Annotated in this window: 16 protein-coding genes; 2 read left to right on the forward strand and 14 right to left on the reverse strand. The window is 67.5% G+C overall.

From position 1 onward, the window contains the following. Positions 1 to 27 precede the first annotated feature (27 nt). Positions 28 to 666, reverse strand: a complete 639-nt coding sequence (gene rsmG, locus RTX79_RS07230) for a 16S rRNA (guanine(527)-N(7))-methyltransferase RsmG (protein WP_312682966.1) — start codon at positions 664 to 666, stop codon at positions 28 to 30. A gap of 38 nt (positions 667 to 704) precedes the next feature. Then, positions 705 to 1,304 (reverse strand): 4'-phosphopantetheinyl transferase family protein, encoded by a 600-nt coding sequence (locus RTX79_RS07235; protein ID WP_312682968.1) that lies wholly within the window; start codon positions 1,302 to 1,304, stop codon positions 705 to 707. An 84-nt stretch (positions 1,305 to 1,388) separates the two neighbouring features. Here RTX79_RS07235 and RTX79_RS07240 point away from each other — a divergent pair, with 84 nt between their 5' ends. Further along, entirely contained in the window at positions 1,389 to 1,640 is a 252-nt protein-coding gene (locus tag RTX79_RS07240; protein WP_123700063.1) for a GlsB/YeaQ/YmgE family stress response membrane protein, read from the forward strand. 74 nt (positions 1,641 to 1,714) lie between these two features. On the opposite strand, the gene xth is transcribed toward RTX79_RS07240, so the two are convergent. From xth to oleC, 7 genes are all read right to left on the reverse strand, one after another. Continuing rightward, complete coding sequence (gene xth, locus RTX79_RS07245; protein WP_057507094.1) at positions 1,715 to 2,482, reverse strand: exodeoxyribonuclease III; 768 nt, start codon at positions 2,480 to 2,482, stop codon at positions 1,715 to 1,717. Beyond that, positions 2,479 to 3,264: a pseudouridine synthase gene (locus tag RTX79_RS07250; protein ID WP_312683030.1), complete on the reverse strand. Its 786-nt coding sequence runs from the start codon at positions 3,262 to 3,264 to the stop codon at positions 2,479 to 2,481. Before RTX79_RS07250 ends, xth begins: the two co-directional genes overlap by 4 nt. Beyond that, entirely contained in the window at positions 3,261 to 4,916 is a 1,656-nt protein-coding gene (gene ubiB, locus RTX79_RS07255) for a ubiquinone biosynthesis regulatory protein kinase UbiB (protein WP_312682970.1), read from the reverse strand. The genes RTX79_RS07250 and ubiB overlap by 4 nt, the downstream gene beginning before the upstream one ends. Then, the gene (locus tag RTX79_RS07260) at positions 4,913 to 5,548 is read right to left on the reverse strand and encodes a ubiquinone biosynthesis accessory factor UbiJ (protein ID WP_057507092.1); all 636 of its coding nucleotides are present in this window, start codon (positions 5,546 to 5,548) and stop codon (positions 4,913 to 4,915) included. The genes ubiB and RTX79_RS07260 overlap by 4 nt, the downstream gene beginning before the upstream one ends. 229 nt (positions 5,549 to 5,777) lie before the next feature. Then, the gene (locus tag RTX79_RS07265; RefSeq protein WP_083491872.1) at positions 5,778 to 5,933 is read right to left on the reverse strand and encodes a DUF1328 domain-containing protein; all 156 of its coding nucleotides are present in this window, start codon (positions 5,931 to 5,933) and stop codon (positions 5,778 to 5,780) included. Positions 5,934 to 5,996: 63 nt separating this feature from the next. Beyond that, positions 5,997 to 7,007: a 2-alkyl-3-oxoalkanoate reductase gene (gene oleD / locus RTX79_RS07270; protein WP_312682971.1), complete on the reverse strand. Its 1,011-nt coding sequence runs from the start codon at positions 7,005 to 7,007 to the stop codon at positions 5,997 to 5,999. Beyond that, entirely contained in the window at positions 7,004 to 8,662 is a 1,659-nt protein-coding gene (oleC, locus tag RTX79_RS07275) for an olefin beta-lactone synthetase (RefSeq protein ID WP_312682972.1), read from the reverse strand. Before oleC ends, oleD begins: the two co-directional genes overlap by 4 nt. 104 nt (positions 8,663 to 8,766) lie before the next feature. Between oleC and RTX79_RS07280 the strand changes: the two genes are divergently transcribed. Next, the gene (locus tag RTX79_RS07280; RefSeq protein WP_312682973.1) at positions 8,767 to 9,192 is read left to right on the forward strand and encodes a YkgJ family cysteine cluster protein; all 426 of its coding nucleotides are present in this window, start codon (positions 8,767 to 8,769) and stop codon (positions 9,190 to 9,192) included. Between the two features lie 128 nt (positions 9,193 to 9,320). Here RTX79_RS07280 and RTX79_RS07285 read toward each other — a convergent pair whose 3' ends face one another. The 5 genes from RTX79_RS07285 to RTX79_RS07305 form a co-directional block, all read right to left on the reverse strand. Continuing rightward, positions 9,321 to 10,211 carry an alpha/beta fold hydrolase gene (locus RTX79_RS07285; protein ID WP_312682974.1) on the reverse strand — a complete coding sequence of 297 codons (891 nt, stop codon included), beginning with the start codon at positions 10,209 to 10,211 and terminating at the stop codon, positions 9,321 to 9,323. Positions 10,212 to 10,273: 62 nt separating this feature from the next. After that, the gene (locus tag RTX79_RS07290; protein WP_057507087.1) at positions 10,274 to 11,290 is read right to left on the reverse strand and encodes a 3-oxoacyl-ACP synthase III; all 1,017 of its coding nucleotides are present in this window, start codon (positions 11,288 to 11,290) and stop codon (positions 10,274 to 10,276) included. A gap of 98 nt (positions 11,291 to 11,388) precedes the next feature. Continuing rightward, positions 11,389 to 11,706 (reverse strand): DUF4156 domain-containing protein, encoded by a 318-nt coding sequence (locus RTX79_RS07295; protein WP_057507086.1) that lies wholly within the window; start codon positions 11,704 to 11,706, stop codon positions 11,389 to 11,391. Positions 11,707 to 11,902: 196 nt separating this feature from the next. After that, positions 11,903 to 13,552, reverse strand: coding sequence for an MFS transporter (locus tag RTX79_RS07300; protein ID WP_312682975.1), 1,650 nt, complete (start codon positions 13,550 to 13,552; stop codon positions 11,903 to 11,905). A gap of 60 nt (positions 13,553 to 13,612) precedes the next feature. After that, the gene (locus RTX79_RS07305; RefSeq protein WP_057507084.1) at positions 13,613 to 15,034 is read right to left on the reverse strand and encodes a DcaP family trimeric outer membrane transporter; all 1,422 of its coding nucleotides are present in this window, start codon (positions 15,032 to 15,034) and stop codon (positions 13,613 to 13,615) included. Positions 15,035 to 15,111 lie beyond the last annotated feature (77 nt).

The following is a 15,111-nucleotide window of genomic DNA, read 5'->3' on the forward strand; positions in this document are numbered from 1 at the left end:
TTGCCGGACAAGGACCGGCGCAGCCCTTCAAGGACCGGTGATGGTCACCAGGTGGCGCTCGCCGGACAGCCCGGGAACCTGCAGCGGCACTACCTCGCGCACGCGCCAGCCGGCCGGCAGCGCGGCGATTTCTTCGTGCGGATGGATGCCCTTCATCGCCAGCAGCACCCCACCCGGACGCAGCAGGTGGCCGCCGACGCGCACGATGCCTTCCAGCGTATCCATCGCACGCGCGGTGATCTGGTCGTACTGGCCGGGTTCGTCCAGGGCTTCGGCGCGCGATTCGGCGACCCGCGCGTTACCCAACTGCAGCTGACGCACGGCTTCGCGCATGAAGCGCGCTTTCTTGCCGTTGCTTTCCACCAGGGTCACCTGCAGGCCCGGGCAGGCAATGGCCAGCGGAATGCCGGGCAGCCCGGGACCGGTGCCCAGATCGGCCAGCGTGCCATCGGCCACGTGCGGCTGCATCGCCAGCGAATCCAGCAGGTGGCGGGTCACCATCTCCTGCGGATCGCGCACGGCGGTGAGGTTGTAGGTCTGGTTCCAGCGGTGCAGCAGGGCCAGGTAACGCAGCAGCGGCGGCGCCAGCTCGGCGGCCAGCCGCATGTCGGCCAGGCCACGCTGCAGCGTGTCGGCGACGGCAGGCGGGAGATTGTGTTCGCTCATGCCGGCATTATCGCCGGTTTCACCCGGCCACGAGCGCTTCAGGCCGCGTGCCAGGCCAGCGCGGCGCGGAAATCGGCGTGCGCCTGCCACTCGTGCAGGTGCCAACGCGCGGCCGGTCCGAGCGCCGGGTCGCACCAGTGCAGCTGCAGGCTGCCGTCGGCGGCGGGGGCGAACTGCAGCCGGTGCAGGCCGAAGGAGATGCCCTGCCCGTCCGCCTTCAGCATGGCCTCCTTGGCGCACCAGACGCGGAAGAACCAGTGTTCGCGATCGGCCTCGGGCAGGCTCTCCAGCCATTCGATTTCCGCCGGGTGGAAGAAGCGGCGGACGATCTCCAGCAGGCGCGGCCGTGGCCGCAGCAGTTCCAGGTCCACGCCCAGCCGCACGCCTTCGCCCAGCGCCACCAGCAGCAGCTGGCCGCTGTGGCTCCAGCCGGTGCCATAGCCGGACAACGCAGCGGACAGCTCCGGGCGGCCACGCGGGTCACGGACCAGCGGCAGCGCCAATGGATCGCCGCCCAGCGCTTCGGCCAGCACCTGTCGCGCCTGCGGTTCGCCGCGCTGCCCCGGTACGTGCGGGCGGCGCCAGACCGTCACCGGACCGAAGCGCCACGGGCCTTCGAGGGACGCCGGCGCGCTCACTGCGCGGACCTGCCGGCGCGGCTGCACAAGCGGTTCACGGCAGTACGCGTCAACTGAAGTCCCTTGGGACGTGGAGGTGCGGCGATGGGCATCATCATCTGGTTGATCGTAGGCGGCATCGTAGGCTGGCTGGCCAGCATCATCATGAGGCGCGATGGCCAGCAGGGCATCATCCTCAACGTGGTGGTCGGCATCGTCGGTGCGCTGATTGCAGGCTTCCTGTTCGGCAACGGCATCAACGACGCGATCACGCTGCGCAGCTTCCTGTTCTCTCTGCTTGGCGCGGTGATCCTGTTGGCGATCGTCAACCTGTTCACCCGCAAGAGCATACGCTGACGCCGCGGTCGTCCCGGCCGCTGGCCGGATGCGGCATCACGACGGGGCCCGGCAACTGCCGGGCCTCGTTGTTTTCAGCCCAGCTGCACCCAGGCAGGGGCGTGGTCGCTGGGGCGCTCCCAGGTCCTCGGTTCGCGATCGATGCCCGATGCCACGGCCGACGCCTTCAGCGCATCCGATACCAGGGTCAGGTCGATGCGCAGCCCCAGGTTGCGGCGGAAGCCGGCGGCGCGGTAATCCCACCAGCTGAACACCCCGGCCTCGTCACTGTGCAGGCGGAACGCATCGTGCAGGCCCAGCTGCAGCAGCTTGTTCAACGCGCCACGTTCGGCGGTGGACGTCAGGATGTGGTTCTCGTTCCAGACCAACGGGTCGTTGACGTCACGCTCGTCCGGGGCGATGTTGAAATCACCCATCACGATCAGCTTCGGGTAGCGCTGCAGTTCACTGGCGATCCAGGCGTGCACCGCCTCCAGCCAGCGCAGTTTGTAGGCATATTTGTCCGTGCCCACGTCCTGGCCGTTGACCACGTACAGATTGATCACCCGCAGGTCGCCGAAGGTGCCGGCGATGACGCGCTTCTGCTCGTCTTCGAAGCCGGGGATGCCGATCTGCACGTCCTGCGCCGGCTCGCGCGACAGCAGCGCCACGCCGTTGTAGGTCTTCTGGCCGGCGAACACACTGCGGTAGCCGGCGGCGATCAGCGCCGAATCCGGGAACTTGTGGTCTTCCAGCTTGGTTTCCTGGATGCCGACGATGTCCGGGCCGAAGTCCTTGAGCCACTGCTCCAGGTGCGGCAGGCGGACATTGAGCGAATTGACGTTCCACGAGGCGATTTTCATGGCGGTGATTGTAGCCCGCCCGGCGGGATGTCCCAGCCGAACAGGTCCAGCGCTTTCTGGAAGGCCGCATCCACCGGCGCGCGTACGTCCAGCGTGCCGCCATCCGGATGCGGGAAGCGAAGGCGCTCGGCATGCAGCAGCATGCGGTGCACGCCCTGCATGCGGAAGATGCGGTTGTGCCGCCCATCGCCATGGCTGGTGTCGCCGATCATGTGGTGCGAGAGGTGCTTGAGATGGCGGCGGATCTGGCGGAAGCGCCCGGTCTGCGGCTGGCAGCGCAGCAGCGCATAACGCGAGGTGCTGAACTCCCCACTCGGCACCGCCAGCTCGCCGGTCGCCAGGCGTTGGAAATCAGTCACCGCCGGCTTCTTCACCGGCTTGCCGGGACCGCCATCCAGGTCGTGGTCGACCTGCCAGCTTTCCTCTGCCGGCCACCCACGACACACGGTCAGGTAGTCCTTCTGCACCTCACCGCCCATCAGCGACTTGCCCAGCGCACTTGCGGTTTCGCGGTCGAAGGCCAGCAGCAGGCAGCCGCTGGTGGCGCGGTCCAGCCGATGCACCAGGAAGATCTGCCGGCCCAGCTGCTCGCGCAGCCGATCAGCCAGGAAGTCATCCTCACCACGCGCCAGCTTGCTGTCGTGGACCATCAGCCCGGCCGGTTTGTTGACCACCGCCAGGCGCTCGTCCTGGTGCAGCAGCTGCAGCGGCGGCAGCGGCGCCACGGCGGCGGTGTCGTCGTCCGGACTCACTTCATCGATCACCGTCGCGCTGCCCGTCATCGCCACCACGCCCGCGCCAGCGCCAGTGCACCCAGCGCGCCGGACACCCCGCTCCAGATCGGCATGTCGCCGAAGTACAGGCCCGGCGGCTGCAGCACGTACATCAGCGCAGCGATCGCCAGCAGGCCGACACCGGTGATCGCGCCGACGGCGCGTTTCTGCAGGCGCTGCAGGCTGGCGTCCAGCGCCGCCAGGTCGCGCGAGCGCATCGACAGCTCGTGCCGACCTTCCACCTGCTGGCTCAGCCAGGCGTGCACCAACCGCGGCATGTCCGGCGCATGGGTCATGATTTCCGGCACCCGCTTGCCGATCTCGCGCAGCACCCGGCGCGGGCTGTAGCGCGCGCGCAGGATCTTCGCCAGCACCGGCTTGGCCACCGCCCAGATATCGATCTGCGGATCCAGCTGGCGGCCCACGCCTTCGATGTTGAGCAGGGTCTTCTGCAGCAGGATCAGCTGCGGCTGCAGGGTCAGCTGGTAGCGCTGCGCCACGCGGAACAGCTTCATCAGCACTTCCGCCAGTGAAATCTGCGACAGCGGGCGGGTGAAGTACGGTTCGCAGACCGAACGCACCGCCGATTCCAGCTCGTCGATGCGCACGTGGTCGGGCATCCAGCCCGCCTGCACATGCAGTTCGGCGATGCGCCGGTAATCGCGGTTGAAGATGGCCATGAAGTTCTCGGCGAGGTAGTACTGGTCCTCCTGCGAGAGCTGTCCCATGATGCCGAAATCCAGTGCGATGAAGCGCGGATTGGCGCGGCGCTGCGGATCCAGGTCGACCCAGATGTTGCCGGCGTGCGCATCGGCGTGGAAGAAGTTGTCACGGAACACCTGGGTGTAGAACACCCGCACGCCCTTGGCCGCCAGCGCGACACGGTCGATGCCGGCGCGGTCCAGCGCATCGATGTCGTCCGACGGAATGCCCCACACGCGTTCCAAGGTCAGCGCGCGTTCGGCGGTGTGGCTCCAGATCACCTCGGGCACGTACAGGTCGTCCGAGTTTTCCCAGAACCGGCGCAGCACGCTGGCGTTGGCGCCTTCGCGCTGCAGGTCCAGTTCGGCCGACAGCGTGTTTTCGATCTCCGCCACCACTTCGCGCGGGCGGATCTTGTCGGCGCGCGGATGGGTGCGCTCGACCAGCGTCGCCAGCGAGTTGAGCAGGGCGATGTCGGCGACGATCTGCTTTTCGATATCCGGGCGCAGCACCTTGACCACCACCTGGCGACCATCGCCGAGCGTGGCGGCGTGCACCTGGGCGATCGACGCCGACGCCAGCGGTTCGGTGTCGAAGCTGGCGAAGGCCGCGCTGACCGGCATGCCCAGCGCCTGTTCGACGATGCGGCGTGCGGTATCGCCATCGAACGGCTTGACCCGGTCCTGCAGCAGGGTCAACTCAACGGCGACGTCCGGCGGCACCAGGTCGCGGCGGGTGGACAGGATCTGCCCGAACTTGACGAAGATCGGGCCGAGGTCCTGCAGCGCCAGGCGCAGCCGCGCTCCGCGGGTCTGTGCGGCGATATCGGCCGATGCCCGCGGCACGAACGGCTTGGCCAGCCGCAGCCAGCGCTCGGCCGGGGTGCCCTGCAGCAGGTCGTCCAGGCGGTAGCGCAGGATGATGCGGCCGATCCGGCTGGCCCGCAGCAGCGCCTTCATGCGGCACCTCGCAGGCGCTGCACGCGCGCGGCGATGCGCTCGACGTCGTCGCGCAGCACGTCCACGTCGTCATGGAAGGCGTCCAGTTCGCCGCGCGGCACCACGTCACGCGATTCCTCGGTGACGAACTCGGCGGCGGTATGCGCGAGGTCGGACGCGCCGCGGCGCGCGTGCTGCAGGGCGCTGCGCAGGGTATTGGCCACCTGCACGCCCAGCACTTCACCGAACACGCGCACGAACGGCAGCTGCCAGTCCGGGTCGAATCCTTTCGCCAGCTGCTGCAGGCGGCGCGCCAGTTCGGCATCACCGGCGACCCGCACCCGGCCGGCCGGGTTGGCCTGCGCGCCGCGCGATTTCGCCAGCAGCGGCAGCTGGGCCAGCACACCGGACAGGCTGCTGCGCACGGCCAGGTCGGCTTCGCGATGGTCCACCGGGCCCACTTCGAGTGCCTCGCCGTGCACGCTGATGCGCATCGCCAGCGCGGGCGCTTCCAGGGTCAGGTCGATATGGCGGCCGTCCAGCGCGGTCAGCGCCTGGCGGGTATCAGGATCCAGCGCGAGCGCGCGGTTGAGCGCGGCTTGCAGGGCACGGCCGGCAACCGGCTTGAGCGACTTGAGCAGGGAAAGAGGCATGGCAGGCATTCTACCTGCGATGCGGTACTGACCGCCGCCCAACCCGGTAGTGACGGCCGCTGGCCGTCATGCTGTGCCTGTGGTGGGTGACGACCGTTGGTCGTCACGCCGTTGCCTCCGCCGCCATTCCGGTAGTGACGCCCGCTGGCCGTCACGCTGCGGCAGCATCCCGCAGAAACAACAAAGCCGGGCAATGCCCGGCTTCGTCTTCAAGCAACGTGACCGAAGGTCAGGTCCGCTTGCGGAACATCGAGATCACGGCCAGCACCAGGAAGACCACGAACAGGATCCAGGCGATGTTGCTGGCGGCACCGGCGATACCGGAAAAACCGAGCACGGCGGCAATCAGGGCGATGACGAAAAAGATGACGGCGTAGTGCAGCATGGCGATCCTCGCGGTTAACGTGCCGGGGTGGCGTTGGGGACCATACTCACGTGCCGGCGGTGTTCATCGGGTGACGGAAATCTCGCCGATTGATGAAGCTTTCAGCCGCGTGAGTCCTTCGTCAATGCTGACCACCGGTACGTAACCGAAGTCGCGGCGCGCCGGTTCCATGCTGTACCAGTGGGCCGTGCACAGCTGTTCGGCAAGGAAGCGGGTAAGCGGCGGTTCGCCCGGCAGGCGCAGCAGCGGCCACAGTTTTTCGGCTATCGCACCGATGCGGTACGCCGTCTTGAAGCTCACCGATTTCGTCACCGCCGGTGCACCCGCCGCGGCCAGCAGCTTGTTGAGCAGCTCGCGCATCGGCAGCGGTTCGCCGTTGGAAATGAAGTAGGCCCTGCCCGCACACGCCGCGCCGGGCGCCAGTGCATCCAATGCGAGGAAGTGCGCCAGCGCGGCGTTGTCGATGTAGGTGGTGTCCACCAGGTTGCTGCCATCGCCGACCAGACGCAGGCGTCCGGCGCGCGAGCGCTGCGCCAGCCGGGGTACCAGCTGCAGGTCACCCGGCCCCCAGATCAGCCGCGGGCGCAGCGCCACGGTGGCCAGCGCGGCATCGTTGGCCGCCAGCACGCGCTGTTCGGCGATCGCCTTGGTTGCGGCGTACGGTGCCTGGAAGTCTTCCCCATACGGAACTTCGTCCGCGCCCAGCCCTTCCACCGGATGCGTGGCGCGATGGGTCACGCTGGGGGTGGAGGTGTAGACCAGCTTCGGCACCTGCTGCGCACGGCAGGCGGCGATCACGTTGTCGGTGCCGACCACGTTGGCCTGGTAGTAGCTGTCATAGCTGCCCCAGGCACCGGCCTTGGCCGCGTTGTGCAGCACTGCGTCCATGCCAGCCACGGCATGCAGCACCGCCTGCGCATCGGCCAGGTCGCCCTGGATCTGGCCCACGCCCATGGCCTGCAGCGCCGGGTACTGGCCGCGGTTGAAGCTGAGCACCTGGTGGCCGCGTTCGGCGAGGCCGGCGCACAGGGCCTGTCCCAGGAATCCACCGCCGCCGGTGACAAGGATCTTCATGCCTGTTTTTCCCGTTGTTTCGTGGCCCAGATCGCCAGCTTCTCGCGGCCGATCTTGGCGTTGTGGCGGATATCCACCGGGAACCCCGGATGCACCAGGAAGTCCTGCAGACGGGCCTCGGGCAGGCGCACGGCGGCCTTGGTCCGCAGCGCTTCATGCAGGGCGGCGGAATCGGAATGCCCGGGCAGCAGCTCCACGCACAGCACCGGCACCTGCGCACCCGGCACGCCGACGCCGACCAGCGCGCTGCGCGCCACGCCGGCCACGGTGTTGAACACCGGCTCGACCTGTTCGGTGTACAGCGGCCCCTGCGCGGTTTCCACGCGCTGGGTCTTGCGCCCGCAGAACCACAGCTGGCCCTGCGCATCGAAGTAGCCGACATCGCCCATGCGGTGCACCACGCGGGTGCTGCCATCGGCCAGCGTCTCGTTGATCTTCGCCGCCGCGGTCGCCTGCGGACGGTTGAAATAGCTGTCCGTCGCGGTGGGTCCGGCCACGGTGATCTCGCCTACCTCGCCCACCGGCAGCTCATGCACCTGCGTCCAGTCCGGCAGCGCCGCGTCATCGATGGCGATGATCCGCACCTGGTTGGGCGCCACCACTCCACCCACGCAGGTGCCGGCACCGCCTTCGGTGGCGGCCCGGGTGTTTTCCAGCGCGCGCCCTTCGATCACCGCGACCGGCAAGCATTCGGTGGCGCCATACGGCGTCCAGAACTGGGCGTCGGGCGGCAACAGCCGGCGGATCCTGGCGACCACGTCCGGCGGCACCGGCGCCCCCGCCGAGGTCACCCGCTTGACCCCCGGCAGCGGCTGGCCGTGATCGGCCAGCACCCGCATCAATGCCGGCGAGCCGAACAACTGGGTGACGCCGTGGCGCTTGATCGCATCGTGCAGGCGGCGCGGATCGGCCTTGGCCGGCCGCGTCGGGTCCATGTCCGGAATCACCGAGGTCAGGCCCAGTGCCGGGTCGAACAGGGCGAACGGCGGGAAGGTCGGCAGGTCCACCCCGCCCGCTTCCATGCCGAATGCCGAACGCAGCAGCTCGACCTGGCCGACGAAATGCCGGTGGCGGTAGACCACGCCCTTGGGCACGCCGGTGGAGCCGCTGGTGAACAGGATCGCAGCGGTATCTTCGCCATCGGTGGCGGCCAGCATCGGCGGCGTACCCGTGCCGGCACGCTCCAGCGCAGCCAGCGTGGTACCGCCCCAGCCCAGGCGGCGGCCCACGGTCACCAGCAGCGTGGCCGACGGCGCCCAGCGCAGCGCCAGCCGGGCCACGTGGGCCAGCGGGATGCCGATGAAGGCCTGCGGCTGCGCCTCGTCCAGGCACTGCTTCAGCGCGCGCTTGTCGATGCCCGGATCCACCAGCACCGGCACCGCGCCCAGCTTGAACAGCGCGAACATCAACAGGAAGAACTCCGGCGAAGGCCGCACCATCACCACCGCGCGCACCCCGCGGCCAATGCCGTGCAAGGCCAGTCCGGCGGCCATCGCATCGCTGCGGGCGTCCAGTTGACGGTAGTCCAGGGTGACGTCATAGGCGGCCATGCCATTGCCCGGGCCGCGGCGTCCCGGGCAGCGGATGGCGATCTGGTCGGGCCGCTCACGCGCCAGTTCAGGCAGCCGCGCGGCGATATTGCTGTATCGATTCATCCGTTCATTGTCGCCGGATACGGAATTTCTTGCGCGCGGGCCCGCATCGTGGAAAATCCGCGTCTTCGTCCCTGTCCTATGCCCGCCCCGAGGCGGCCTTGCCCATGCAACACCCCTGCATGACCTGCGGCGCCTGCTGCACCCAGTACCGTGTCGCCTTCCATTGGATGGAATCGGACGAAGTGACGCCCGGCGGCGTACCGCACCAGCTGACCGAAGCGCTCGACCCGCATCGCCTGTGCATGCGCGGCACCCATTCGGCACCGGTGCGCTGCGTGGCGCTGGACGCGCAGATCGGGGTGTATTCACGCTGCACCATCCATCCCAGCCGGCCCAGCGTGTGCCGCGAGGTGGACGCTTCATGGGAATACGGCAAGCCCAGCGCGCAGTGCGAGAAAGCCCGCATCGCCTACGGCCTGGACCCGCTGACCCCGGCCGACTGGCGCTGGCGCGACGCCGCCGGCAACGACGACGACCACCCGGACGACAACGGCAACAGCCCCGCGCCGCAGGCACCGATCGCAGCCTGAGTGCGGTCAGAGTCGGGGGTCAGAGTCGGGGGTCAGAGTCGGGGGTCAGAGTCGGGGGTCAGAGGCTGGGGTCAGAGTCCTTTCGCTGCGCGAAAGGAGTCTGACCCCGTCACCTGCCGCCGTCCTGCTTACAACGGATTGCGGTCCAGGAAGGCGCGGATTTCCGGCACCAGCACTTCGTGCTTGTCTTCCAGCACGTAATGACCGGCATCCTCGAACGCGTGCACTTCCGCCTGCGGCAGCGCCGCCTGGAAGCCCTTCAGGAAGTGATGGTCGAAGACGAAATCGCGCAGGCCCCAGCCGATGAAGGCGGGACGATCGGCGAACGACGGCAGCACCTGGCCGGAGCGCTCAAGCAGGGACCACGCCTTGTCGGCCGGCGACAGCGGGATGTCCTGCATGAAGCGGATCGTGCTGATGCGGTTGTCCCAGCTGTCATACGGCGCCACGTAGGCGCGGCGCACGGTGGCCGGCATCCTGCGCTCGACGCCCAGCCACGAGGCCCCGGCGGAAAACGCGTTGAAGCGGCGGATGATCCACTCGCCGACCTTCCAGTGCCGGCCCAGCGCGATCTGCCACGGCATTTTCTTCGCCGCCGGCATCGGGAACGCCGCGGTGTTCAACACCACCAGGCGCTTGACCTGGGCATGGTGGGACAAGGCCCAGCCAAACCCGATCATCCCGCCCCAGTCGTGCACGGCCAGGGTCACCGGACCGGTGATGCCCAGATGCGCCAGCAGCGCGTCCAGGTCATCCACGCGCGACTGCAGGGTGTAGTCGTAACGATCGTCGGACGGCTTGTCCGACAGGCCCATGCCGATATGGTCCGGCACGATGCAGCGGTAGCGGTCGGACAGGCCGGCCACCAGCGTGCGCCAGTAATAGCTCCACGACGGATTGCCGTGGACCATCACCACCACCTCGCCGTCGCGCGGACCCTCGTCGAGGTAGTTCATCGACAGGCCCGGACGGACCTCGAACCGATGGGGAGTGGACGGGTAGCCGGGAAGATCGCGCATGCGGTGCACCTGTAAAAAGGGCCGGTAGTACCGGCCCTTGGGAAGACATGTCCGGGCCTGGGTTACCAGACCACTTCGGCCATCGAGCAGTTCAGTCCCGAGCCGATGCCGAGCAGTGCGATGCGATCGCCCTTCTTCAGCTTGCCCAGCTGCTTGAGCTTGCTCAGCACGATCGGCACCGAAGCCGGACCGATGTTGCCGTGCTCGCCGAAGATGGTCATCACCTTCTTCGGATCGATGCCGAAGTTCTTGATGAACGCGGCGGTGTGCGGCTGGCTGACCTGGTGGATGACGAACTGGTCCAGTTCCTCCACCGCCCAGCCCAGCGCGATCTTCGCCGCCGCGAAGGTCTTCTGGGCCAGCTTGATGCCTTCGATCAGCAGCAGGCGGGTATCGGTGACCATGCGGTCCAGGTTGCCCAGGCACAGCTGGTTCCATTCCGTGGCCGAACGGGTGACGCCGCCCTTGTAGCGCGGGGCGTCGGGCACCAGTTCCGAACGCGCCATGACCATCGCCGCCGCGCCCGAACCGGTGGTCAGCGCTGCCAGCTCGTTGCGGAAGTCTTCGGCGGTGACGCCCGGGGCGGTCATCCGCTCCAAGGTCTTCTCGTACACCAGGTTCGCGGTTTCACCATCGACGACCAGCGCGTAGTTCAGTTCGCCGCGTTCGATCATCCGCGCGGCGATGTCCATGCCGTTGATGAACGCCAGGCAGGCATTGGCCACGTCGAAGGTGACGCATTCCTCGCCCACGCCCAGGTTGCCGGACACGATGCTGGCGGTGGACGGCTCCAGGTAGTCGCGGCTGACCGAGGTGTTGATCACCAGGCCGACGTCGGCCGGGCCGATGTTGGCGTCTTCCAGTGCCTTGCGGGCGGCCATGGTGGCCGCGTCCGAGGCCAGCGTGCCCTCATCCCACAGGCGGCGCGCATGGATCCCGGCAACGTCACCCAGCACGTCGGTACGGATACCGAGGCGGTCCAGGGTGGGCTGCAGGCGTTCGTTGATTTCCTTGGTCGTTAGCGTGTGGGGCGCGTCGACATGCGCCAGGCCGGCGATCGAGACATTCTTGAAGAGCATCGAGTTAGCGCCAAGGCTCAGGCAAAGGGGGCGTCATTCTATAACCCTCTTGGCCTGACCGCACCTTTACCGATTCAGCCTTGGCCGTATGGTGCCCTTCAGCGCGGCGGGCACTGGAAGGCGGCGAAGCGCTGGCTGCCGTCGGCCGGCGGCGCGGCGGCCTGCACGGCATTGGCCCCGGCGCTGGGCGCCTCGTTGCGGGCCAGGGTTTCCAGCTCTTCCTGCACGCGCAGCGGGTTGCGGTTGTAGAAGCCGACCTTGCTCTTCACCGTCACCACGACTTCGCCCTTGGTCAGGCAGCCGGCCGGGACGGCGCCGGGGGCCAGCACGCGCACGGTCTTGCCGGACGACTCGATCGGCACCCACGTGCAGGCGGTGGTGGCGAGCAGCAGGGTGGAGATCAGCAGGAAGCGCATGGCGGAGTACCGGATGAGGTTTCCGCGATTGTGCCTGAACAGGCTGAACAGGAGGTAGCGCCGAGCCACGCTCGGCGAGCGCAGCGGCGCAGGCAGCGGCACGTGCATGACGGCCAGCGGCCGTCACTACGGGACTTGAACGCGAAAGGGCCGCGGATTTCGCCGCGGCCCTTCGTTCACTACGTGTCCGCCACCGTTACTTGGTGATGTCCACGTTCCTGGTGTCGCGCAGGAACAGGCCGCCGATGACCACCGTCATCAACGCGATGGCGATCGGGTACCACAGGCCGTAGTACAGATTGCCGGTGCCGGCCACCAGCGCGAACGAGATCGCCGGGAGGAAGCCACCGAACCAGCCGTTGCCGATGTGGTAGGGCAGGGACATGGAGGTGTATCGGATGCGGGTCGGGAACAGTTCGACCAGGTAGGCGGCGATCGGGCCGTACACCATGGTCACGTACAGCACCAGGATCCACAGCATGAAGATCGTGCCGGGGATGTTGATGCGCGCGTTGTCCGCCTTGGCCGGATAGCCTGCCTCGACCAGCGCGGCCTTCAGCTCGGTGCCGAAGGCATCGGCCTTGGCCTTGCCGTCTTCCTTGGCCAGCCCGGCCGCTTCATACGAGCTCACCTTGGACGTACCGACGTTGACCACCGCCAGCGAACCGGCCGGTGCCGGCTGTACGTCGTACGGCACGCCGGCCTTGGTCAGCGCGGCGGTTGCCACGTCGCAGGAGCTGGTGAACTTGCGCAGGCCGACCGGATCGAACTGGAACGAGCAGGTGTTCGGATCGGCGATGACCAGGGCCGGCGAGCTGCTGCGGGCTTCTTCGATGGCCGGGTTGGCGAAATGGGTCAGGCCCTTGAACACCGGGATGTAGGTCACCGCAGCCAGCAGGCAGCCGGCCAGGATGATCCACTTGCGGCCGATGCGATCGGACAGCCAGCCGAAGAAGATGAAGAACGGCACGCCCAGCGCCAGCGCCGCGGCGATCAGCAGGTAGGAGGTGGTGGCATCGACCTTCAGCATGCTGCTGAGGAAGAACAGCGCGTAGAACTGGCCGCCGTACCACACCACCGCCTGGCCGGCCGCTGCACCCAGCAGGACCAGCAGCATGAGCTTCAGGTTGCCGTCCTTCAGGCTGTCACGGAACGGGGTCTTGGAGCCCTTGCCTTCGGCCTTCATCTGCTGGAACAGCGGGGATTCGCTCAGCTGCAGGCGGATCCACACCGAAATGCCCAGCAGCACGATCGACACCAGGAACGGGATGCGCCAGCCCCAGGCTTCGAAGGCTTCGTTGCCCAGGAAGTAGCGGCAGGCCAGGATGATCAGCAGCGACATGAACAGGCCGAGCGTGGCGGTGCACTGGATGAAGCTGGTGTACAGGCCGCGCTTGTTGGCCGGGGCATGTTCGGCGACGTAGGTCGCCGCGCCACCGTACTCGCCACCCATCGCCAGGCCCTGGGCCAGGCGCAGGATGATCAGGATCACCGGTGCGGCGAACCCGATCGAGGCGTAGTTGGGCAGTACGCCGACCAGGAAGGTCGAGATGCCCATGATCAGGATCGTGACCAGGAAGGTGTACTTGCGGCCGATGCGGTCGCCGAGGCTGCCGAAGAAGGCCGCGCCGAACGGGCGCACGAAGAAGCCGGCGGCGAAGGCCAGCAGGGCGAAGATCATGCCCGTGGTTTCATTGACGCCACTGAAGAACTGCTTGGCGATGATCGCCGCAAGCGAGCCGTACAGGAAGAAGTCGTACCACTCGAAGACGGTGCCAAGGCTCGACGCGAAGATGACCTTCTTGTGACCCTTGGTGAGTTGTGCGGGTGCAGGTGTTGTTGACATGGGACGCTTCCCCTCCGAAGCAATCGTTGACGGTGGGTGCCGACCGGGGTCGGCACTCAATTAAAAGCTGTATTTGGTGGTGAACTGCACGCGGTTGATGTCGCCCTTGCGACCGTCTTCGATTTCGCGCACGCCGTACATGTATTCCGCACCGATATCGACCTTGGGCATCGGCGTATAGAACACGTTGCCGCGGATGCTCTGCACGCTCTTGGTGACCAGCGGGCCCAGCGTTCCGTCGTTGTCGTAGTCACTGCGCGCGTAGATCAGGTTGGTGCGCAGCTTCGGGGTGAAGGCATGCCGCCAGCCCACGTAACCGGCCAGCACGCCGGTGGTCGCCAGTTCGTCGCGGGCGATGTCATAGGCGGTGTCGGCGGTGATGCCCAGGCCGATGTAGCGCGAAATGCCCTCGCCGCCGGTGAGCTGGTAATGCAGCGTATCGGAGTCGGCCATCACCCACTTGCCGCCCAGGGTCAGGCCGCCGGCGATCTTGTCGGCGTCCGCGCCGGTGGTCTGGTTGTCCACTTTCAGCTGGCGCACCAGGCCGGCCACGCCGAAGGTGCCCCAGTCGCCCTTCCAGCCGTAACGCACGGTCAGGTCCGGCAGGCCGCCACGATCGGAGTTGGCGCTGGCGTTGGTCCAGGCACCGGTGACCGGATTACGCACGCCGGTCAGCGTGGTGGTTTCCGGGTTCTCCAGCGCCACGCTCAGGCCGCCGGTGGTGTAGCGGATCTGTGCCTGGCGGATGAACACCACGCCATCGGTGGGACCCACGAAATCGGCAGCTTCGGGAATCGAAGCGGCATCCATGAAGTTGGTCCAGGTCTGGCCGGCGGTCCACTTGTTCCAGTACATGTAGGCATGCCGCAGGGTCACGCCGTAGGTGTTGGTGGCGGTCTGGTTGCCGAGCGAATTGCCGAAGAAATCCATCTCGAAGAACGCGCCGGCCTTGTTGCCGCTTTCGCTGACGTTGTCCACGCCGATGTTGAAGCGCGAGAACTTGGCGTGGGCGTTGAAGTCCACGTCCGAACGCTCACCGGTTCCGCCTGCGCCGGCCACCGGGGTCTGGCCCGGCAGGTACAGCGCGCGGCCGGTCGCGTCATCGGCCAGCTGGCCATCGCCGGTCTGGGTGGCCAGGAAGTCGGCCTTGATGAAGCCGCCGATCTTGACCGTGGTGCCCGGCGCAGCGCCCGGGGTGATGGTGGTGACCTGGATCGGCTGCTTGCCTGCCGGCACCGCCGGCTTCTGTTCGGCCTGCACCGTCCTGACTTCGGTGACCGCCTGCTGGGTCTGGCTGATCTGGCTCTGCTGCTGTTGCTGCGATGACAGCAGCAGCTGCACCTGGCGTTCCAGCTCGCCCACGCGTGCTTCCAGCGCCTTTTCCCTCGCGGTTTCGGCGAACGCCATGCCCGGTGCAGCCAGTGCGACCAGCATGCAGGCAGCCAACGGCGTGCGCAGCGTCTTCAACGTACGGTGATTCATGTTGCCCTCTCTCCCAAGTGGCAAATCGAAAGACGCGCGTGGGGCACGGTCGAAGCCGAGGGTGCGACCGGTTGACG

Source organism: Stenotrophomonas chelatiphaga (assembly GCF_032054965.1).
In the GTDB taxonomy this organism is placed as follows: domain Bacteria; phylum Pseudomonadota; class Gammaproteobacteria; order Xanthomonadales; family Xanthomonadaceae; genus Stenotrophomonas; species Stenotrophomonas chelatiphaga.